The sequence below is a fragment of the Rhodococcus sp. UFZ-B548 genome (assembly GCF_903819475.1).
In the GTDB taxonomy this organism is placed as follows: Bacteria; Actinomycetota; Actinomycetes; order Mycobacteriales; family Mycobacteriaceae; genus Rhodococcus_F; species Rhodococcus_F erythropolis.
The window spans coordinates 1-20,137 of sequence record NZ_CAIJDS010000013.1 but is presented as its reverse complement, the minus strand read 5'-3'; the positions used below and the strand labels follow the sequence as shown (position 1 = coordinate 20,137).

Annotated in this window: 22 protein-coding genes and 1 pseudogene; 15 read left to right on the top strand and 8 right to left on the bottom strand. The window is 62.0% G+C overall.

Features of this window, described 5'->3' with window-relative positions; translation table 11 throughout:
• Window positions 1–363: an RNHCP domain-containing protein gene (locus tag H7C86_RS13675; RefSeq protein ID WP_003941922.1), complete on the bottom strand. Its 363-nt coding sequence runs from the start codon at window positions 361–363 to the stop codon at window positions 1–3.
• A 420-nt stretch (window positions 364–783) separates the two neighbouring features.
• On the opposite strand from H7C86_RS13675, the gene H7C86_RS13670 reads away from it, so the two are divergent.
• The 3 genes from H7C86_RS13670 to H7C86_RS13660 are packed head-to-tail and all read left to right on the top strand — an operon-like array spanning window position 784 to window position 4,104.
• Window positions 784–1,989 carry an iron-containing alcohol dehydrogenase gene (locus H7C86_RS13670; RefSeq protein ID WP_020968994.1) on the top strand — a complete coding sequence of 402 codons (1,206 nt, stop codon included), beginning with the start codon at window positions 784–786 and terminating at the stop codon, window positions 1,987–1,989.
• Window positions 1,990–2,032: 43 nt separating this feature from the next.
• Window positions 2,033–3,424 carry a MadS family sensor histidine kinase gene (locus tag H7C86_RS13665; protein WP_037249337.1) on the top strand — a complete coding sequence of 464 codons (1,392 nt, stop codon included), beginning with the start codon at window positions 2,033–2,035 and terminating at the stop codon, window positions 3,422–3,424.
• Entirely contained in the window at window positions 3,421–4,104 is a 684-nt protein-coding gene (locus H7C86_RS13660; protein ID WP_019744264.1) for a MadR family response regulator transcription factor, read from the top strand. Before H7C86_RS13665 ends, H7C86_RS13660 begins: the two co-directional genes overlap by 4 nt.
• Here H7C86_RS13660 and H7C86_RS13655 read toward each other — a convergent pair.
• Together H7C86_RS13655 and H7C86_RS13650 are read right to left on the bottom strand one after the other, a co-directional pair.
• A complete protein-coding gene (locus H7C86_RS13655) occupies window positions 4,101–4,640 on the bottom strand; it encodes an RNA polymerase subunit sigma (RefSeq protein WP_031333086.1) in 540 nt (179 codons plus the stop codon). The two genes, H7C86_RS13660 and H7C86_RS13655, sit on opposite strands and share 4 nt — an antisense overlap.
• A gap of 83 nt (window positions 4,641–4,723) precedes the next feature.
• Window positions 4,724–5,218 carry a GbsR/MarR family transcriptional regulator gene (locus H7C86_RS13650; protein WP_021343498.1) on the bottom strand — a complete coding sequence of 165 codons (495 nt, stop codon included), beginning with the start codon at window positions 5,216–5,218 and terminating at the stop codon, window positions 4,724–4,726.
• Between the two features lie 67 nt (window positions 5,219–5,285).
• On the opposite strand from H7C86_RS13650, the gene H7C86_RS13645 reads away from it, so the two are divergent.
• Window positions 5,286–6,221, top strand: coding sequence for an ABC transporter ATP-binding protein (locus H7C86_RS13645; protein WP_021343499.1), 936 nt, complete (start codon window positions 5,286–5,288; stop codon window positions 6,219–6,221).
• Window positions 6,218–7,888: an ABC transporter permease gene (locus H7C86_RS13640; RefSeq protein ID WP_182261685.1), complete on the top strand. Its 1,671-nt coding sequence runs from the start codon at window positions 6,218–6,220 to the stop codon at window positions 7,886–7,888. The genes H7C86_RS13645 and H7C86_RS13640 overlap by 4 nt, the downstream gene beginning before the upstream one ends.
• A gap of 23 nt (window positions 7,889–7,911) precedes the next feature.
• On the opposite strand, the gene H7C86_RS13635 is transcribed toward H7C86_RS13640, so the two are convergent.
• Both H7C86_RS13635 and H7C86_RS13630 read right to left on the bottom strand, forming a co-directional pair.
• On the bottom strand, window positions 7,912–8,700 hold the full coding sequence (locus H7C86_RS13635) for a thioesterase family protein (RefSeq protein ID WP_019744259.1): 789 nt from the start codon (window positions 8,698–8,700) through the stop codon (window positions 7,912–7,914).
• A 233-nt stretch (window positions 8,701–8,933) separates the two neighbouring features.
• Window positions 8,934–9,410 (bottom strand): MaoC/PaaZ C-terminal domain-containing protein, encoded by a 477-nt coding sequence (locus H7C86_RS13630; RefSeq protein ID WP_182261684.1) that lies wholly within the window; start codon window positions 9,408–9,410, stop codon window positions 8,934–8,936.
• Between the two features lie 104 nt (window positions 9,411–9,514).
• On the opposite strand from H7C86_RS13630, the gene H7C86_RS13625 reads away from it, so the two are divergent.
• Window positions 9,515–9,940, top strand: coding sequence for a DUF6314 family protein (locus H7C86_RS13625; RefSeq protein ID WP_019744256.1), 426 nt, complete (start codon window positions 9,515–9,517; stop codon window positions 9,938–9,940).
• Between the two features lie 16 nt (window positions 9,941–9,956).
• On the opposite strand, the gene H7C86_RS13620 is transcribed toward H7C86_RS13625, so the two are convergent.
• The gene (locus H7C86_RS13620) at window positions 9,957–10,169 is read right to left on the bottom strand and encodes a molybdopterin-binding protein (RefSeq protein WP_003942061.1); all 213 of its coding nucleotides are present in this window, start codon (window positions 10,167–10,169) and stop codon (window positions 9,957–9,959) included.
• A 142-nt stretch (window positions 10,170–10,311) separates the two neighbouring features.
• On the opposite strand from H7C86_RS13620, the gene H7C86_RS13615 reads away from it, so the two are divergent.
• A complete protein-coding gene (locus H7C86_RS13615; RefSeq protein ID WP_019744255.1) occupies window positions 10,312–10,515 on the top strand; it encodes a DUF4287 domain-containing protein in 204 nt (67 codons plus the stop codon).
• 6 nt (window positions 10,516–10,521) lie between these two features.
• On the opposite strand, the gene mftM is transcribed toward H7C86_RS13615, so the two are convergent.
• Window positions 10,522–11,355 carry a mycofactocin oligosaccharide methyltransferase MftM gene (gene mftM / locus H7C86_RS13610; RefSeq protein WP_141487538.1) on the bottom strand — a complete coding sequence of 278 codons (834 nt, stop codon included), beginning with the start codon at window positions 11,353–11,355 and terminating at the stop codon, window positions 10,522–10,524.
• A 28-nt stretch (window positions 11,356–11,383) separates the two neighbouring features.
• A complete protein-coding gene (gene mftR / locus H7C86_RS13605) occupies window positions 11,384–11,983 on the bottom strand; it encodes a mycofactocin system transcriptional regulator (RefSeq protein WP_019744253.1) in 600 nt (199 codons plus the stop codon).
• Window positions 11,984–12,133: 150 nt separating this feature from the next.
• On the opposite strand from mftR, the gene mftA reads away from it, so the two are divergent.
• From mftA to H7C86_RS13565, 8 genes and pseudogenes are all read left to right on the top strand, one after another.
• A complete protein-coding gene (gene mftA, locus H7C86_RS13600) occupies window positions 12,134–12,229 on the top strand; it encodes a mycofactocin precursor MftA (RefSeq protein WP_063836238.1) in 96 nt (31 codons plus the stop codon).
• A complete protein-coding gene (gene mftB, locus H7C86_RS13595; RefSeq protein ID WP_007728309.1) occupies window positions 12,214–12,501 on the top strand; it encodes a mycofactocin biosynthesis chaperone MftB in 288 nt (95 codons plus the stop codon). Before mftA ends, mftB begins: the two co-directional genes overlap by 16 nt.
• Window positions 12,502–12,577: 76 nt before the next feature.
• The gene (mftC, locus tag H7C86_RS13590) at window positions 12,578–13,795 is read left to right on the top strand and encodes a mycofactocin radical SAM maturase (RefSeq protein WP_003942089.1); all 1,218 of its coding nucleotides are present in this window, start codon (window positions 12,578–12,580) and stop codon (window positions 13,793–13,795) included.
• Window positions 13,796–13,850: 55 nt separating this feature from the next.
• A complete protein-coding gene (gene mftD, locus H7C86_RS13585) occupies window positions 13,851–15,029 on the top strand; it encodes a pre-mycofactocin synthase MftD (protein WP_020906858.1) in 1,179 nt (392 codons plus the stop codon).
• Window positions 15,030–15,055: 26 nt separating this feature from the next.
• Complete coding sequence (locus H7C86_RS13580) at window positions 15,056–16,987, top strand: mycofactocin system FadH/OYE family oxidoreductase 1 (protein WP_182261683.1); 1,932 nt, start codon at window positions 15,056–15,058, stop codon at window positions 16,985–16,987.
• On the top strand, window positions 16,984–17,811 hold the full coding sequence (locus H7C86_RS13575) for a mycofactocin-coupled SDR family oxidoreductase (RefSeq protein WP_003941966.1): 828 nt from the start codon (window positions 16,984–16,986) through the stop codon (window positions 17,809–17,811). The genes H7C86_RS13580 and H7C86_RS13575 overlap by 4 nt, the downstream gene beginning before the upstream one ends.
• On the top strand, window positions 17,811–19,760 hold the full coding sequence (locus H7C86_RS13570) for a mycofactocin system FadH/OYE family oxidoreductase 2 (RefSeq protein WP_029254886.1): 1,950 nt from the start codon (window positions 17,811–17,813) through the stop codon (window positions 19,758–19,760). The genes H7C86_RS13575 and H7C86_RS13570 overlap by 1 nt, the downstream gene beginning before the upstream one ends.
• 52 nt (window positions 19,761–19,812) lie before the next feature.
• A pseudogene (locus H7C86_RS13565) lies at window positions 19,813–20,137 on the top strand (DUF222 domain-containing protein); the annotation flags it as partial.

Below are 20,137 nucleotides of genomic sequence, written 5' to 3'. Positions count from 1 at the left end.
TCACAAGTCGCCGAAGGCTTCGAGCGGGAAGGGTGGTTGTGCGAGCGGCCGCACCGCCATCCTCATCAACAACAACTGGTTGTCGTCACGGCTGACGGGGTTGGAGGTGAGTTCGAGGCACTGTGCGCAGCGGTGGATGATCATCCAATCGCCGCTTCGCAGCACCGCGATCGAAATGGGGGCCATCCGCATTCCGCAGTCCGACGGTCCACCTTCCACCTGGTCGAAAAGGTGTCGGGAATGCAGGCAACTGGGGCAGTGGTTTCGGCGATCACCATCGGGGCCGTACGTCATGACGGTGAGTCCGCACTGAATGCACGAGAAGGTGTCGGTTTTCGAGATGGAATTGTGTGATTGAGGCACTGGAGAACTCCTAGCTGAGTGAACAAAGCAGGTAGGAGCAGGCCGAGTGGCCTCGCGGCTGTCAGTCCGTCGTTTCGGGGATCAGCAAGTGACCCTCGAGGTTGCCGGCAGTGCAGGGGCGAGAGGCGCGCTCGGCGCGGGCTGGGTCATAAACACCTTCTGGATCGGTACTACGGGCCGCTCTGGCCAGAACCGAAAGTACAACGGGACCTGATTGCCGCGCCATCTATTTTCCGGCGACGACTACCTGCCCGAACGGGTAGGTAAGTGCCTCTCCTTCGGTGGGTGTGCCCCGACTGCTGTCCGCGTAGGCTCGGGGCCAGCACTTGTAAGGTGGATCACACCAGTTGGTGCTCGGGCGAGCGAGCTGGGAATTCGCGAAGCGGTGATCTCGGTGCCGCGCGAGAGGAGAGTGGGGTCGTGTCCGTGGCATATCCGGATGCTGTGAACCACGGTGTTCATCGCCGCGGCACTGCTGCTCGACTGGTCAAATTTCACGCCCCCGAGATCGTCTTCGGTATCGGTTCCCTGGTCGAGGCAGCACACGCGACTCTGCGGTTCGGCGGGTTCCGCCCGTTTCTGGTCACCGATCCCGGTTTGATCGACGCGGGGTGGGTCAGCGAACTCGAGGACCATCTCACGGAGCAGGGCTTGACCGCGACAGTGTGGTCAGGGCTGACGCCCAACCCCAAGGACTTCGAGATCGCGGCCGGTTTCGAGGTGTACCAGGAAGGCGAGTGCGACGTCATCATCGCGCTCGGTGGCGGTTCCGTCATCGACGCGGCTAAAGGTGTAGCCGTCCTCGCTGCCAACGGCGGCAACATACTCGACTACGAGGGTGTCGATCAGGCGACAAAACCGATCCCGCCGTTGGTGATGGTTCCCACCACGTCCGGAACGGGCGCTGACGTGTCGCAGTTCTGCATCGTCACGGACACGACCCGCGGCACCAAGATCACCATCATCGGCCGTGCCCTCGTGCCAGATGTGACGGTCATCGATCCGCGGTTGCTCACGACGATGCCCGAGTGGCTCAATGCCGCAACGGGATTGGACGCACTGACGCACGGAATCGAAGCCTTCGTCTCACTGGCGCACAATCCGTTGACCGATCATCACGCGCTCCGCGCGGTCGGCCTCGTGACGGAGAATCTGGTGAACACGATCCAGGACCCGATGGAGATGGAAGCTCGATCGGTGATGGCGCAGGCGAGTCTCGAGGCCGGGTTGGCGTTCACCAACGCGATACTCGGAGCCGCGCACGCCATGAGCCATCAGGTGGGCGGCATGCTTGATCTGCCACATGGCGTCATCAACGGAATTCTGTTGCCCCACGTCATCCGATTCAATTCCACGACGGACGCTGCCCCCTTTGTCGCCATCGCTGCGGCACTGAGCCTTCCTGAACAGCACGGCACCCCGGAGGAAGCAGCGCTGGCGGTGGCCGACCGGGTCGAACGTCTCGCCCGGGAGGTTGGGGTCCCGAAGGGGCTGGGGGAGTTGGGTGTTCGCGAGGGGGACCTCAGTCGACTTGCCAGCTTCGCGTTGCTCGACGCCTGCATGTCCACCAATCCCAGGGAAGCGACGCAGGAGCAGATGGTGGCGTTGTTCCGAGGTGCCTTGTGAAGAGGGACAGTGTGATGCGGTGCAGGGTGAAGCGGTGCAGACGATGACCGCGGACCTGTCGCGGCTCACCGGATTACGTTCGGGTAAGAGTTCGTTTTATCCGCAGTACCGCGGCGCTGCCGAGCGTCTCGAACGCGTCGTACATGCGTTGGAATTGATCTCGCGGGCTTTGGTGCGAACCGTCGAGGGGCCGGAAACCCTCGTCTGTGCGGTGGCGGAAGCTGCCCGTGCTCATCTGAGTGCCAACTGGATAGTCTTCGCCTTGGCCGACGGAACATTGCCCGACGCCGGACCACGGCGATTGGTTCTCGGCCCGGACGCCACCCCTTTTCTGGTCGACAACGTGGAGGGGCCACCGCTTCCGGAGGACGTCGTCGAATGCCTCGACGACATCCGGTGCGGAAGAATCGAATCCAACTCGGTGATCGACGCTCACTATGCGTTTGTGCCGATCGTACTCGGCGGCGGTGTGGTCGGCGCCTTTGCTGCCTGGACGCCGGCTAACCGGACACTCGATACGACGGACGGAGCCGTGCTCAGCATTCTGGCCAGCCAGACTGCTGTGGCCCTGCAGAACTCGGCGCTCTACCAGCGCGGACAACTACTGCTCGAACGAGCCGAAGACGCATATGCGGAGGCCAATCGCACTGCAGCCGACCTCGCGGTGCGCAACAGCGAATTGGAGTCCACGCAGCGTCAACTCGGAGTGGCTCACCGGCACCAGGTGGTCGACGACGAACGGCACCGGATCGCCCGCGAACTTCACGACAGCGTGACACAGGCTGTGTTGTCGGCCGGCATGCAGATCGAGGTCTGCCGGAGCGACATCCCGGAGGCGGAACGCAGTGAAAGACTGGACTTGGCAAAGGATTTGACCAGGCGGGCGGTCGAGCAGCTTCGCTCGGCGATCTACGCGCTCAATCATTCCTCGGACGCGGACCGGACGTCGCTGCCCGAGATGCTCGAGCAGCTCGGCGTGGTTCACATGCCGGACGAGTTGGCGGTCAGCGTTCGCGTCGGCGGCACCCCGACCGAGCTTCCAGGCGATGCCGAACACGCTCTTCTGCGGATCGCGGGGGAGGCGCTGTTCAATGCTGCGGTGCATGCCCATGCGAGTCGAGCGGTCCTGCGGTTGACCTATCGAGCGGATACGGTGCTGCTGTCGGTTTCCGACGACGGTGACGGCGACCCTGCGCGGATGCGTCTGATCCTCAAACTCGCAGCCACCAACGACGTCGACGGCCGTCATCGCGGACTGGCGAACATGCAGACACGAACTCTCGAGTTGGGTGGTGCGCTCGAAGTTCGGCGCGCGCGGATCGGTGGAATTCAGATTCTCGTGCGACTGCCACTACCACTGCCACAGGCACTTCCGCTCCAGGCGGATGTCGACAATCTTTGCTCCACCACTGAAATCGAGAGCGAGGAATCATGACCACTGCGCGTCCCGTCATCACCCGCGGAGCATCGCCGGTTCAGGGATTGGTTCGAATCGTCCTGGTCGACGACCATGCAATTTTGCGGCAAGGGCTCCGCTCGGTTCTCGAGCGCGAAAGCGACCTCGAGATCGTGGGGGAGGCTTCGTCTCTCGCCGAGGCGCTTGCCGTGGTCGACAAGGTGGGTCCGGACATCGTCTTGATGGATCTGAAACTCTCCGCCAGTTCCGACTACGAGGGACTGACCCTTTGTGGCCAGTTGTCTACGGCGCATCCCGGGCTCGGACTGTTGGTTCTCACCACCTTTCTCGACGATCAACTGGTGGTGCGAGCGGTACACGCGGGTGCTCGCGGCTATGTCGTCAAAGACGTCGACACCACCGAATTGGTGCGTGCGATCAGGGCGGTCTCGCGGGGTGAGAGTGCGTTCGATTCTCGCAGCGCATCGGCTGTCGTCCGATCGCTCAACGGGCAGTCGTCATCCAAAGAACGATTGACCGATCGTGAACTCGAAGTACTGAGACTGCTCGCAAACGGCTTGTCCAACATCAAGATCGGTGAGCGACTGTTCATCTCGCCGACCACGGTCAAGTTCCACGTCAGCAACATCATGCGCAAACTCGAGGTGAGTCGGCGAGCAGAGGCCGTCTACGCCGCGAGTAAGCAAGGTCTGATCTAGCTCCGCTCGGAGACCGCCCAGGCGCGCAGCGCCTGATGCTGTACGAGGAGCACGCTCGATCGAGTTGTGCGCAGAGTCGACGCGGTCATCTCGGCAGTCAGACCCACTGCGATTCGCAATACCAGGACCTCACGTTGGTCGTCGGTGAGGCGACGTGGGCATTTGAATTGTCCGTCGATGTTGCGTGACTGGGGAATTGACGCAATCCGTTGCGAGGCCAACGCGTAGGCGAAGTTCTCGATTCGTGTGTCGGCCGAGATCGTTTCGGACATTCGTGTGACGACGTCCAGGGTGCATTGATGGGCGAGATCGTCGGCGAATGTTGCGACAGGCGTCCCGAGAAGCCTGGCGCGATAGTAGAGAACTACGCGAGGGTGCAATCGGGCCAGGAGTTTCGACAGTGCGTGATGATCGCCGGCGAATGCCCCGGCGGCGTTGCGGTTCAAGGAAATCGATTGTTCACAGGTTTCGGGTGAAGCGGTTCGTGCGGAGGGTGGCGTCGGTGAAGTCTTCGCGCCCCTGATCGACAGCTTCATCAACAACTCCTCGGGTACAGCGCACCTCATCATGCTGGAACGAGAATTGAGGTACCCCACCGAAAATGCGGGTAAACCTGAAGTTACCTTCCAGGTGTCCGGTCTTTTCGCTGGGAGCGCCAGTCCGCGAGCATGCGCGGCATTTCCGCGGCCATGAAGTCGAAGAAGTCGCGCAGATCTTCCATACGATCGCCGGCCGTAGTGCCTTCACCGAGGACCCGAATGCCCTCGTCCGCAACTGCCGAGACCTGGTAGAGGGACGATTGTTTCGTGACAAACGCGTCGGCCCACATGTCGACGCTGACGCAGTAGTGCTGACGCCTCGATCCGGGGACGGCCACTCGCTCGATCAATCCGACTTGCTGGAGGTATCTGACTGCTCCGGAAATGGCGGCGGGGCTCACTCCCAATCGGGATCCGAGATCTCCTGGCGTGGACGAGGGTGTCTCGCTGGTCATCAACGCGGCCCAGACGCGTGCAGGCATCGGCGGAAAACCCATGTCGCTCAGAACGAGTGAGAGTCGCTCGACAAAATGTCGGCTCTCGTCCGGTGCAACGGTGCGGCTGATGTCGGTCATCGGAACCCTTCGATCTTTCTTCTTTTCTATCTTCACACATTTGTGAAATCGGCGTACGGTCAAATTCATGGGTGCGGCAATTTCAGCGAAAAGCCTCGTCAAGACCTTCGGTACCACCCGCGCGCTGGACGGCCTCGACCTCGAAGTCTCAGCAGGTGAAGTGCACGGATTCCTGGGACCGAACGGCTCTGGAAAGTCGACCACTATTCGGGTGCTCCTCGGCCTGCTCCGCTCGGACTCCGGAGACGCAACTGTTCTCGGCGGCGATCCGTGGCGAGACGCTGTTACCTTGCATCGACGTCTCGCTTACGTGCCTGGCGACGTGAATCTGTGGCCCAACCTCACCGGCGGGGAGGCTATCGATCTGTTGGCGGGTCTGCGCGGTGGCTTGGACCGAAAACGCCGCAGCGAGTTGCTCGATCGCTTCGAACTTGACCCGACCAAGAAGGCGCGGACGTACTCGAAAGGTAATCGGCAGAAGGTTGCACTCGTGGCGGCGTTTTCGTCCGACGTCGACCTTTACGTACTCGACGAACCGACATCGGGGCTCGACCCGTTGATGGAAGCGGTGTTTCAGGACTGCGTCGAAGAGGTGGCTCACGCCGGAAAGACGGTCCTGCTGTCGAGCCACATCCTCGCCGAGGTCGAAGCGCTGTGCGATCGCGTGAGCATCATCCGCGACGGGCGGACGGTGGAAGAGGGAACGCTGTCCGAACTCAGGCATCTCACGCGCACGTCCATCTCGGCGGAGACACAGCGCCAGATCGGCGGACTCGACGGGCTCGGCGGGGTCCACGACGCGGTGATCGACGGTAACCACGTCACCTGCGAAGTCGACAGCGCGCAACTCGGACCACTCATGACGTACTTGGTCGGATTCGGAATCGTGGCGCTCACTTCCACTCCGCCGACACTCGAAGAACTCTTCTTGCGTCATTACGGTGACGAGCGCGCCAGGGAGACTTCGGTCCACCTGCGAGCCGAGACCGGTGTACGGCCATGACCGTTGTTGTCGAGGCCGCTCCACCGGTACCTGCCTCGGCAAGTCAATTCACCGGCACACGCCGACTGGTCCGGTTGGCTTTGCGACGGGACCGAATTCAGCTTTCGGTGTGGGTCATCTCGATCGTCTTGTTCATGCTGCTAGTCGTCGCCAGTGTGACCGGGCTGTACTCGACACCCGAGGAATTACGAAACATCGCAGTCAGTTCCGCGGTATCGCCGGTGGCGCTGGCGACCAACGGAATCGTGTCCGGCGATTCGCAGGGCGCGATAGTCGCCAGTCAGTCGGTGCTCGTGTTCGCGTTGGTGGCGGCATTGATGAGCACCCTTGCGGTGGTTCGTCATACACGACAGAACGAGGAGACCGGCCGTGCCGAGATGATCGGTGCTGCGGTGGTGGGTCGGCGAGCGCTTCTGACGTCCGCACTGATTGTCACGGTCGGTGCGAACGTGGTTCTGACACTGGGAATTGCCCTGGGATCGATCGCCGTCGGTTTGCCTGTCGTTGGTTCGCTCGCGTTGGGTGCTTCGATAGGTGGGACCGGAATCGCGTTTGCCGGTGTGGCGGCGGTGACTGCGCAGATCACCGACGGTGCTCGTACGGCCAACGGTCTGGCGGGTGCCGCGATCGGTGTTGCCTTCATGCTGCGCGCGATCGGCGACGTGAACAGTACGGTCGTCGACGACGGAACTCGCGTGGTGAGCGGTTGGTTGTCGTGGCTTTCGCCGATCGGATGGGCGCAACAGATCAGACCTTTCGACGACGACGCCTGGTGGATCCTGCTGTTGCTGATCGGATTTGCGGTTGTGCACGTGGTGGTGGCGTTTGTTCTCATCGGCCATCGCGATCAGGGAGCGGGGCTCGTGCAGCCCCGGCCCGGCCCGCCGACCGCAGCATCGTGGTTGCCGTCGGCTTGGGGCCTGGCGTGGCGCATGCAGCGAATGACGATGTTCTGGTGGATCTTTGCCGTTGTCATTCTCGGGTTCGCCTACGGCGCTGTGGGCAACGAGATCGACGCGATGGTGGGATCGTCGCAGCAGACCGCGGAGATGTTCGAGAAACTTGGTGGCGGCGGTACGGATCTGGTGGATTCGTACTTGGCCACTGCTCTCGGTCTCACCTCGATTGTCATCGCGGCATATTCGGTCCAGAGTCTTCTCCGGATGCGGGGTGAGGAAACATCGGGACGGCTCGAACCGTTGCTGGCAACCTCTTTGTCGCGGTGGAGGTGGATGCTTTCCCACCTGGGTGTGGTTGTGGGTGGGGTGATCCTCGCGCACGTCTTGATGGGTGCCTTCACCGGATTTGCCTTCGGGCTCGTCACGGACGACATCGGCGGCAACACACTCCGGATGACTGGCGCCGCCTTGGCCTATCTACCCGCGGTGCTTGTAGTCGTGGGGTTGGTGTCGTTGGCTTTCGGACTGTTTCCGACCTACGCGTCGGCGCTCTCCTGGGGAATCTTGGCGGCATGCATCGTGCTCGGGCAACTCGGAACGTTGCTGAAGCTTCCACAGTTAGTGCTGGATCTGTCACCCTTCACCCACGTGCCGGGTGCCCCCGCCGAGTCAGTGACAGTTCTACCGCTGCTGGCAATGATCGTTGTGGCAGTAGTGCTTTCGACAGCATCGCTTGTTGCGTTCCGTCGTCGCGACCTCCAGGGGTAGTAGGGCTGAACTCAATTGGGAGTTCAACCCAGAATTCGACGAAGCTGGCGAGCCCGAGCAGCGAGCCGTCCGGTCGAGTCGAATAGTTCGGATTCGTCAACACAGAGAGTGTCTGTCGCCCAGGCGGTCCCGTGGCGTAGGCGATACCACGGTGACAGTGATTGGGGATCTGCCGTGAGGTGCTCCGGTGTGAAATGCGCGGTGAACTCGATAGTGGGTATAGCCACGGGCATCGTCAGTGTCGCGAACAATCCGGGCGGAAGCGCGTCGAGAAGGACCGCGGCGCGCTCTTGGGCCGTGAAATCGAGGTCTGTGAGCAATCGGATCCAGACGTCGAATTCCGGGGAGTCGCCACCGGCGAACGGCCTCGCGGAATTGATCGGCCGGATGTCGAGGTGCTGGGAGAACGGCACAAAATCCACCGGGATCTCCAGCGGCGGCAGGGTTGACGGGTCGGCCGGAGTCGGTGCGGCGACAGGGGCGGACATCGTTGTGCCTCCTGTGTCGCGGGCTAGGCGAACGAGAGCGGATCCCGAACCGGTCAGCGTGACGTGGCAACTGACGGTCCGCCCGCCCCGCATATCGTCGACAGTCAGCTCGGCCGGCCCCGGAGGGACGGGGCGGTCCAGGTGCGCCGTGACTGCCAGAGGTTCGGCTCCGGACGCGTCGGCAGCCACTCGCAGCATCCGTGCAACGGCGAGTCCGCCCTGAATGCCGTCGAAACTCCGCCAGCTGGAGTCGAATTCGGTGTGATGACACGCTGCGTCGGTCGACGGCGCTACCGTCGCGGACGCCTGACTATTAGTTGCCATAGTCAGCACCCTAGATGCTGACTATGGCTATGGCAAGCTAGGGTCTACTCGGGAGTGCTGGACGACCCACCGAAGAGCATGTAGATGAGGATCTGAAGAATGCCGAGAGGATTGATCTCGCCGAGGCTGCTCATGTGTGAGGAACTCCTGTTTGCGGGGATGGGTACTGTTGCGTCGCAACGTCACTGAAAGTACGGCAATTCAGACAATGCGGTGCGGAATTTACCGATAATTCACTGTCCGCGAGTCGGGCGACAGTGCAGGTAGGCGTCAGTGACTACGTCGAGAACGCGATTGCCGTCTGTATCGACCAATTTCGCTGTGATGGTGACCAATCCCCGCGCGCGATTGTCGAACACGACGTTGTCGACGGTGACCTTTCCGCTCAGGGTGTCACCGGGGCGAAGTGGACGTAGGAAGCTCACGTCGCGCATGGACTTTCCGGCGATCACGTTCCACTGGTCGTAGAGACTGTCGACCACCAACTTCTGGCAGATCGACAGGGTGTGCAGCCCGCTGGCGATCAACCCGCCGAAGACCCCGGACCCGGCGGCTTCCTTGTCGATGTGAAACCACTGGGGATCCCACTGGGTTGCGAACTCGACGATCTCCTCTTCGGTCACCGAATACGAGCCCAATGGGATCACTTGGCCGATCTCGAGATCTTCGGCGAACACTGTGCGTTGGTGAAGGGCGGCCGAATCATTCATGTCTGTGTGAATCTCCTGCGTGTTCCGGGTGTACTCGGAACATACTCCACGCAGTGCGTTCGGCTCCTTCGCAAGTCCTTGTCCAGGGTCACTAGAATCGTCACATGGTTGACGACGCGAAGATCGAGCCGAGGGCGCTGGCAGGAACGTGGCACTTCGAGCGCGACATCGTCGACCGCCTTTCCGGTTCCACCAAGCATGTCTTCGGCGAGACCACTATCTCCGACGCCGGTGACGGTCGGATGCGCTGGTACGAGAGTGGCACTCTGCGTGACGGCGATCTGGAATTGCCAGTGTTCCGCACTCTGTTCATTGCAAAGCGCGGCCTCGAATGGGCCGTGACATTCGAAGACGGCAGAGAGTTCCACGACTGGGCGCCGGGGGAGGAAGTCGAGCACCTGTGCGGTGCGGACACCTACCGCGGGCGAATCGACGTCACTGCAGTAGATGGATCGGCTTGGGCGGTCGTCTGGACCGTGACGGGGCCGAGCAAGAACTACACGATGACCACGCATCTCACCCGGCCCTGATCGCAGCGATCACCAGTTATTCGACGCCGATCGTCACCTCGGTGGACTTCACGAATACCGTTGCAGCTTGGCCTGGTTCGAGGTCGAGATCCAGTGCGGCATCGCGGGTGATCGACGAAGTCACGATCTGGTTGCCGCCGTCCAACTTCACCTTGACCGTTGCCATGACGGTGCCGAGGTTGACCTCGGTGATGGTGCCGGTGAGTTGATTTCGTGTGGACAGTCGCATCTCTGAAACTCCTGTGCTCTGGGGTGGGTGTACTTCGACCATAATCCGATGGTCGCGTATCTACCCAGCGATTCCGCAGGTGCGGACATGCGGGCACCGCAGGTGCGCGAATATTGTCGGGCGGTGGAGGTAGATTCCGGTCATGACTGAACCCGTGAAAGGCCCGGCGTCGTATTTTCCGTCGATCGAGAAGAAATACGGTCGGCCGATCGGTGAGTGGCAAGAGCTGATCAAAAGCTCAGACCTCACCAAGCACATGGAATTGGTGAATTGGTTGAAGTCGGAGCACGGGATGGGGCATGGGCACGCGAATGCACTTGTCGCCCATACGCTGAAAGAAGGCTAGTTCTTTTCAGGCGGCCGATGCGTCCAGCACCAACCAGCCGCCGTGATGCTCGAATACCTCGAACGGCACACCGGTCTGCCGGCCGACCGCACGCAGTGACTCGAGATCGAACGTACGGATGTGGCCGTGGCACGCGGTGGCTTCGTCTTCGAAGGGGACGGCTATGACGACCCGTTGACGTGCGATTCGGAGTGCCTGCGCGATCACGGCTTCGCCGACCGAATCGTCGACGTGCTCGAGGAGATGAATTGCGGTGACGGTGTCGGCGCTGTTGTCCGGTGCCGGTACTTCACCCGCGTCGCAGATCACCGTGTCGATCGTGATGCCGAGTTCGGGGGCTACCGCGTCGAGCAGGATCATCGTTCCGGGCAGGATGTCCGTGGCGGTCACGTCCATTCCGGCGCGCGCGAGCCGCAGGGGCAGGAAACCGAAGCAGGAACCCAGATCGAGTACGGAACCGCGAACCAGTTCTTCGGCTTTGTCGTGAATCGGCGCGAAATCTGCAGTGCCGTCCAGTAGTTCGGCAAGGGAGTTCCGGTAGTAGGTGGTCCAGGATTCGAGAGCGCCGTCCACGGTGGACCGAACCAGTCCGACCATCGTCAACTCGAATTCGTCCTGACCGAACTCCGCGTCCTGGATCGACGAGGTGACTCCGGCTACGAGTCGCTCGCTCAGATCGGCGGGAGTGAGGGAGTGCCTGACGTGGAGTCGGCCGCCTCGACGATCGAGCGAGATCGGACCAGAATCGACACGTTCGACGGTGACATGCCCCAACGACCACAAGCCCGGCGTCGACGGTGCCAGTGAATCCAGGACCGGTTCGTTCGTGATGGTGGACATGATCGCCTTTCTCAGGTGGTGATGCTTCTCAGGTGGTGATGCCGGTCCGCAAGGACTGCGTACCTGTTTTCAAGAGTTCCGGTAGCTCGAGTGAATCGTCGGTGAGCCACTGTTCGTACGCCGACATGGCGACCCCGAGCAGAAGATAGCCGACCGTGCGTGGGCCGTGATCGGTCGGCTCGAGATTCATTCGGCGTGCGACGTAGTCGGCGACCACCTGCCGCCAACCTTCGTACATCACCACAGAGTATGCCTGAAGCGTCGGAACTTCGAGGATCAATTCCATCCGTTTGCGATGTACCGCAGTCTCTTCCGGCGGGAAGGTGTTGAACGTCAACAATGCGGATTCGAGTGCGTCGACCAACGGTATGTCAGCGGGCAGTGAATCCAGGTGCTCGCGCATCTCGTCGAGATGTCCGTCGAAGTCGCCCCAGGGGACGGCGTTCTTGGACGGAAAGTAGCGAAAGAAAGTCCGACGCGCGATGCCGGCGGCGTCGGCTATCTGGTCGACGCTCACCTCGTTGAAGCCGACGGTGGAGAACAGTTCGATGCCGATCGTGCTGATTCCCTCCCTCGTTGTGGAGGGGCGACGACCTATCCGAGCGGACGGTTTCTTGCGGCTACGCATACTTTTTTCGCTCCATGTGTGTCATTCTGCACTCGATGCCATTACAGTGGTGAACCGAGTCACAGTGAAGTCCCACTAGTGACCACCAACTCCCAGGTTGGAAGTCTGATCTACAGACTTCCAGACGGAGTGCGACCGCAGGAGGAATCCATGTCAGATCGTGACAACAAGGCGCTCGAGAACGACCTCGTCGAGGAGTCCCTCGTTGAGGAAGTTTCCATCGACGGCATGTGCGGCGTGTACTGACCGTGTCTGCTTTGGATCTCGATGCGGGGTGGAAACTCCACCCGCAGGTAGCGCTTCGCCCCGAACCTTTCGGGGCGTTGCTCTACCACTTCGGAACGCGCAAGCTGTCGTTCCTGAAGAACACGACCATCGTTGCGGTGGTCAAGGCGTTGCCAGACCATCCTGATGTCAGGTCCGCACTACGTGCGCAAGGCATCGAAGATGACGCGGCTCCCCAATATGCCCGCGCGCTGAGCACTCTCGCCGATTCGCACATGATCGTGCCTGTCTGAGCCAGACGCTCGCCCCCACGTGCGGAACAGCCCTTCTGCACGTTCGCCCGCTTCATTTCTTCGCGAGGACGCAGCCATGACCTCAGTTCTTGAACAGCCCTCTCCGCCCGCCAAGGTGGGTCGCCTCGTCGATCAGTTCGAACTCGGACTCGACGCCCCCATCTGCCTGACGTGGGAACTCACCTACGCCTGCAACCTGTCCTGCGTGCACTGCCTTTCGTCGTCGGGTCGCCGTGACCCCAACGAGCTGAGCACCGAACAGTGCAAGTCCATCATCGACGAGCTGCAACGTATGCAGGTCTTCTACGTCAACATCGGTGGCGGCGAGCCGACGGTACGCTCCGACTTCTGGGAGCTCGTCGATTACGCAACGGACCACCAGGTTGGCGTGAAGTTCTCCACCAACGGCGTGAAGATCGACAAGAAGGTCGCGGCACGGCTTGCGGCCAGTGACTACGTCGACGTGCAGATTTCCATCGACGGTGCCACCGCCGAGGTCAATGACGCTGTGCGCGGGCCCGGTTCGTTCGCAATGGCCGAGCGGGCTCTCGCGAACCTGAAGGAAGCCGGCTTCAAGGACGCCAAGATTTCGGTGGTCGTCACGCGGCACAACGTCAGTCAGCTCGACGAGTTCAAGGCTCTCGCGGACAAGTACGACGCGACCCTGCGCATCACTCGACTGCGCCCTTCGGGCCGCGGCGCCGACGTGTGGGACGACCTGCACCCACGCCCGGAGCAGCAGCGTGAGCTCTACAACTGGTTGGTGGCCAACGGCGAAGGCGTCCTGACGGGCGACTCGTTCTTCCACCTCTCCGCGTTCGGCGATGCACTGCCCGGTCTCAATCTCTGTGGCGCGGGCCGCGTCGTGTGCCTGATCGACCCGGTCGGTGACGTGTACGCATGCCCGTTCGCGATTCACGAGCAGTTCCTCGCCGGAAACATCGTGAAAGACGGTGGATTCCAGGAAGTCTGGCAGCACTCGGACCTGTTCGAGGAGCTGCGCTCGCCGCAGACCGGTGGCGCCTGCAGCAAGTGCAATCACTACGACTCCTGCCGGGGTGGCTGCATGGCAGCCAAGTTCTTCACCGGACTGCCGATGGACGGACCTGACCCCGAGTGCGTCATCGGCAACGGTGAAATGGCTTTGGCGTCGGCGGGAGAGGTCCCGAAGTCCAGCGTCGATCACTCCCGTTCCGGTCAACGTAAGACCCCACGTGCATCGGTGCCACTGACACTGATGATGCGTCCGCCCGCCAAGATTTGTGACGAAAACCCGCTTGCGGGAATGCAGTAACTACTGCGCGATACCGACAGTGCGGCGAAAGCTGCACCCCAGAGAGGTCAGTTCAATGGCTAAGAATGCTTTCTTCGAGACGGTGGCAGAAGCACAGCGCCGTGCGAAGAAGAGGTTGCCCAAGTCCGTGTACGCGGCGTTGGTGGCGGGATCCGAGAAAGGGCTGACGGTCGACGACAACGTCGCGGCATTCAGTGAACTGGGTTTCGCTCCTCACGCTGCGGGACTGTCGGACAAGCGCGAGATGTCCACCACCATTATGGGCCAGGACATTTCGTTGCCTGTCATGATTTCACCGACCGGTGTGCAGGCAGTGCACCCCGACGGTGAGGTAGCGGTAGCTCGTGCGGCTGCAGCACGGGGAACAGCCATCGGACTGAGTTCTTTCGCCAGCAAGTCCATCGAAGAAGTTGCCGCGGCCAACCCGCAGGTCTTCTTCCAGATGTATTGGGTCGGCAGCCGCGACGTGCTCCTGCAGCGTATGGAGCGCGCTCGCGCTGCCGGTGCCAAGGGCCTGATCATCACCACCGACTGGTCCTTCTCGTACGGTCGCGACTGGGGCAGCCCGTCAATCCCCGAAAAGATGGACCTCAAGGCGATGTTCCAGTTCGCCCCCGAGGGCATCATGCGCCCGAAGTGGTTGCTGGAGTTCGCCAAGACCGGCAAGATCCCCGATCTGACAACACCCAACCTCGCGGCTCCCGGCCAGCCGGCACCGACGTTCTTCGGCGCGTACGGCGAGTGGATGCAGACCCCGCTTCCGACGTGGGAAGACATCGCCTGGCTTCGTGAGCAGTGGGGTGGACCGTTCATGCTCAAGGGCATCATGCGCATCGACGACGCCAAGCGAGCTGTCGACGCCGGTGTCTCCGCTATCTCGGTCTCCAACCACGGTGGTAACAACCTCGACGGCACCCCGGCGCCGATCCGCGTGCTCCCGGGCATTGCCGAGGCCGTGGGCGATCAGGTGGAAGTTGTTCTCGACGGCGGCATTCGACGCGGCGGCGACGTCGTCAAGGCGCTAGCACTCGGAGCCAAGGCCGTCATGCTCGGGCGCGCCTACCTGTGGGGTCTCTCGGCAAACGGCCAGGCCGGTGTCGAGAACGTGCTCGACCTGATGCGGATGGGCATCGACTCGGGGCTGATGGGCCTTGGCCACTCGTCCATCACCGAACTGAGCCCGGCAGACCTGGTGATCCCGGAAGGCTTCACACGCTCACTGGGCGCCAGCTGAGATTGCGGTTCCGATAGAGCTGTGAGTTGACACTCGACGAACACACAACCCTGGCCGGACGCTTCGTCCGGTCCAGGGTTGTTTTCGGTCCGCATGAGACCAATCTTGCTGTGGGAAGATCACTTTCCGATCGGCACCGTGCGTACTACCAGCGCCGCGCCGAGGGTGGAGCCGGAATCGTCGTCACCGAAGTGGCCTCGGTATTGGAGAACGACTGGCCGTACGAGCGTGCACCGCTGGCGTCGGAATGCGGCCCGGGGTGGCAGTCGATCGCGGCCGCATGTGCTCCGTACGGAACGCTGGTTCTTGCCGGGCTCGGTCATACCGGCATGCAGGGATCGAGCGCATACTCCCAATCGGTGCTGTGGGGACCGTCAAGAGTGGCCGACCCGGTGACGCGTGAGTTGCCGATGGCAATGGGGCAGCCGGAAATCGACCAGTTGATGGCCGGCTTTCGTGAAGCGTCGGCAATGGCCATCGCTTCGGGAATGGACGGAGTGGAACTCGATGCCGGTCCTCGAAGCATTCTGCGGCAGTTCCTTTCGGGTCTGACCAACACTCGGCAAGACCGATACGGCACTGATCGCGTTGCCCTTGTTCGCGAGATCATCTCGGCAGTGCGCGAGGAAGTCGGGTCGGACCACGTTGTCTCCCTGCGGTTGTCCTGCGACGAGGAAGCACCATGGGCGGGACTGACACCCGATCTCGCCGCCGGTTTTGCACGCGATCTGTCGCCACTACTCGATCTCCTTGTTGTCGTTCGTGGCGGACTCTATTCGTCAGAGGGGTACCGACCCGACTTTCACTGCCCGCCGAACTTCAACCTCGATCTGTGCCGTGAGATCAAGGCCGCGGTCTCGATTCCGGTTGTCGTGCAGGGGAGCGTCGTGGACATCGCCGACGCTCGTGCAGCGCTGGGAGTGGCCGAGTTCGTCGAGATGACCAGGGCCCAGATCGCGGACCCGGACGTGGTCGTGAAAGCCGCGCGCGGTGATCGTCCACGGCCGTGTGTGCTCTGCAATCAGACGTGCCTCGTGCGTGATCCTCGCAACCCGGTCGTGACGTGCGTCGGGAATCCGAGCGCGGGTTTCGAGACGGTGGACCCCGATGAGCGAGAGCAGATTTCGACACCGAGAGCCGTGCTGGTCGTGGGGGGTGGCCCCGCCGGGATGGAAGCCGCGCGGATCTCGGCGGTGGCGGGGCACTCGGTCACACTCGTCGAGAGTTCATCGCAGTTCGGCGGCATGATCCGAACTTTTGCGCGAGGTGACGGCCGCAGCCGGTTCACACTCCTCGCACAGTGGCTCGAGGACGAATGCCGTCGTAGCGGCGTGACGATGCGGACCGGGGCGGCGGTCGACGCGCAGGACCTGAGTGATGCACGTAGTCGGGGCGAGCTGGTTGTGGTTGCCACCGGTAGTGCTGCGCGGCCGCCGACGTATCCGGTCGACGACTCGGTTCGGTGGTTGGATGCGTCGGAAGCCTTCGGGAAGTTGACCACCGTGGGGCCGGGTCCGGTCGCGCTGATCGATCCGCTCGGTGGACCGATCGCGGTGGCGCTCGCAGAAGCACTCGCGGCCGAGGGCGTCTCCATCTCGATTGTGACCCTGGACAGCATCGTCGGTTCGAGGCTCGGTGCGAGTGGGGATCTGGTCGGCGCCAACACGCGCATCCAGCAGGCCGGGGTCACCAGGGTGCTCGCGTCCCGTGTCATCGAAATCGCCTCAGGGGCCGTCTGCGTCGAGCACGTTCATACCGGCGAGTGGTCACAGCTCGAGTGTGAAGTGGTGATCGACTGCTCGCCCCGTCTGCCGAACGAAACGCTGAAGGAAGCGGCCGACATCCAGGTGGGTGACTCGGTTGCCCCGAGAACTGTTCTCGAATCCATCCGCGAAGGGCGCTTTGCAGGGTTTACTACTAGAACGAGTTTCAATTCTGCAGAGAGGGCTATCTCATGACACAGGGTTCAGTTCGTTCGCTCGAAGGTCGCGTTGCTTTCATCACCGGCGCAGCGCGCGGTCAAGGACGTGCGCACGCGGTCAAGATGGCGCGCGAGGGAGCAGCGATCATCGCAGTCGACGTGTGCGCGTCGGTGGCGTCGGACAATTCTTACGACGCAGCAACTTCCGAGGACTTTGCCGAGACGATACGTCTGGTCGAAGCGGAGGGTGGGAAGATCCTCGCCCGCGAGGTAGATGTCCGTGACGGCGCAGCGCTCACCGCGGTGGTCAAGGACGGTGTCGAGCAGTTCGGACGCCTTGACATCGTGGTCGCCAATGCCGGGGTCTGTAACTGGAATCGATTCTGGGAAATGTCGGACGAGCAGTGGGAAACCCTGATCGACATCAACCTGACCGGAGTCTGGAAAACCCTCAAGGCATCGGTGCCGGCGATCATCGAAGGTGGGCGCGGTGGATCGATCATCGTGGTCAGTTCGGTGGCCGGACTCAAGGCGCTGCCCGGACAGGCGCACTACGCGAGCGCCAAGTTCGGTCTCGTCGGTCTGACGCAGGCCGCGGCAAAGGAACTGGGGGAGTACAAGATCAGGGTCAACTCGATCCACCCTTACGGAGTAAATACGCCGATGGGGGTCGACCAGGGCGCGCTCGAGGTATTTGCAAAGTTTCCGCAGTACCTTCCCAACTTCACTCCGATCCTCTCGGACATCGCGTTCGCCGAACCCGACGAGATCGCCGATACCGTTCTGTGGCTCGCGGGTGACGGTTCACGCACCGTCACGGCAAGTCATATCGCTCTCGATCAGGGAAACTCCAAGGTCTGATGACGCCATACCCGCGCCTCTTCGCGCCACTGCGCCTGGGCAACCTGACACTCCGCAATCGGGTCGTGTTCTCCGCACACCTGACCAATTACGCGGAGAACGGGTTGCCGACGGAGCAGCACGCGAGCTACTACGAGGCGCGGGCACGGGGCGGTGCGGGTCTGATCATCACCGAGGAACACTCGACGCATCCTTCGGATCGACCGTACGAGAAGATGATTGCGGGCTATCGGCCGGAAGCGATCGAGGGATACCGGCGGATCACCGACGCCGTTCATGCGCATGGTTCGTCGATTCTCGCGCAGATCAACCACAATGGGGGTCAGGGCGCTGGAACCTATTCGCGATCGCCGCTGTTGGCGCCGAGCGCCGTTGCGGATCCGTTGTTCCGCGAGGTGCCCAAAGCTGTCGACGACGCGGACATTGCCGAGATTCTCGCAGGGTTCGCCCTTGTTGCGCGCAACTGCGTTGCCGGTGGCTTCGACGGGGTGGAATTGCAGGCGTCGCAGTCGTCCATCGTGCGCGCGTTTCTGGCACCCTCGACCAACCTGCGCACCGATCGCTACGGCGGGGGCGTGGCGAATCGTGCTCGTTTCCTTCTCGAAGTGCTCGGGGTCCTGCGTAAGGCCATCGGCCCGGATCGTGTGCTCGGTGTGCGCCTGAGTGGATACGAAGGAACGCGGGGTGGCATCGAACTGTCCGACGCGGTAACCACCGCCCAACTGATCGAAGCTGACGGTCACGTCGACTACATCAACACCACCGTCGGAATGGCCACGGAAACACTGCATCTGGTCGAAGCATCGATGGCTGTACCCACGGGCTACGCCAACTTCGTCCCGTCTGCGATCAGGGAGGTCATCGATCTTCCAGTCGTCGGAGTCGGCCGTTTCAAGACGCCGGAGCAAGCCGAAGCTGCACTCGAGGACGGTGTATGCGATCTGGTGGGCGTAGTTCGCGGGCAGATCGCCGATCCGGATTTTGTGAACAAGGCGCGTGCCGGTCAATCGTCACAGGTGCGAACCTGCCTGTCCTGCAACCAGGAATGCGTCGGGCGGATGGGTCTGGGGCGTTGGTTGGGGTGCACCGAAAATCCGCGCGCCGGTCGGGAATCGGTCCCACTGCCGATGCCGCGGCGACGGGGCCGCACGGTGGTGGTAGTTGGCGGCGGCCCGGCCGGCCTGCAAGCTGCGGCCACCGCGGCCCAGCGAGGTCATGCGGTGACGCTGTTCGAGCGTGAACGAAGACTTGGCGGACAGATTCTTACCGCCTCGGTGGTATCGGTTCGCCGTGAGCTCGCCGACCTCGTGCGAAATCTCGAATCGGAGTGTCGCCGAAGCGGTGTGACGATCGAGCTGGGTGTTGGAGCTGACCTTGCGATTGTGGAGGAACGGGCGCCCGACGTGGTCGTGATCGCAACCGGCGCGCGGCCCGTGCGCCCAACGTGGGCGGGTGGATCAGAGCGTGTCGTAAGTGTTCGAGACGTTCTCGACGGCAGGGTTCTGCCGAGCGGAATGGTGCTCGTATACGACGAGTTGGGATTCCATCAAGGTACGTCGGTGGCGGAATTCCTGGCTGATCGAGGTTGCGCTGTCACGATCGCGACCAACGGCATGGTGGTTGCCCAAGATCTGAGCGTCACCCTGGATTTCGAGGGGTGGAACCGCCGGGCGTTCGAGAAGTCGATCGTGCAACGGACGGATCTGATGGCGACTTCGGTGAGCGCTGGAGCCTCGCCGCTCGTGAGCTTGGTTCACCTTCCGACGGGTGTGGTCGAGGAAGTTGCGGTCGACTGGGTGGTCTTCGCGACACAGCAGGAACCTGTCGACGAGTTGTGGAACACCTTGCAGGGAAGTTCTTTCGAGATATTTCGCATCGGTGACGCCCTGTCCCCGAGACGTTCGCACGCAGCGGTCATCGAGGGGCATCGGGCTGCGTTGGCGATTTAAGTCGTCCGTTTTGTCTCTGGCTCTCGAAAGTATGTTCGATTAAACTTTCGGTATGAACAGTCGGGAAGCGTGGCAGCTGGATGGTGAGGACCTCAAGGGTGAGGTTCTCGATCTGGTGCACGCCCGGCACGAGTTGCAGTCGCGGATGGTGTTGCTGATCGTGGAGATGTTTTCCCGTGAGGTTCTCGGCGGGAAGGGTTTCCGGGCGATCGCACAGTGGTTGCATGGTTCGACGAATTTGGAGATCGGTGAGTGCAGTCTGCTGGTGGGGTTGGCGCGGTTGTTGATGCTCGAACCTGTTGTGGCGGATGCGTTTCATCGGGGTGATGTGGATGCGTTGAAAGCCCGGCAGGTGGCGTCGTTTTGTCAGCATCCAC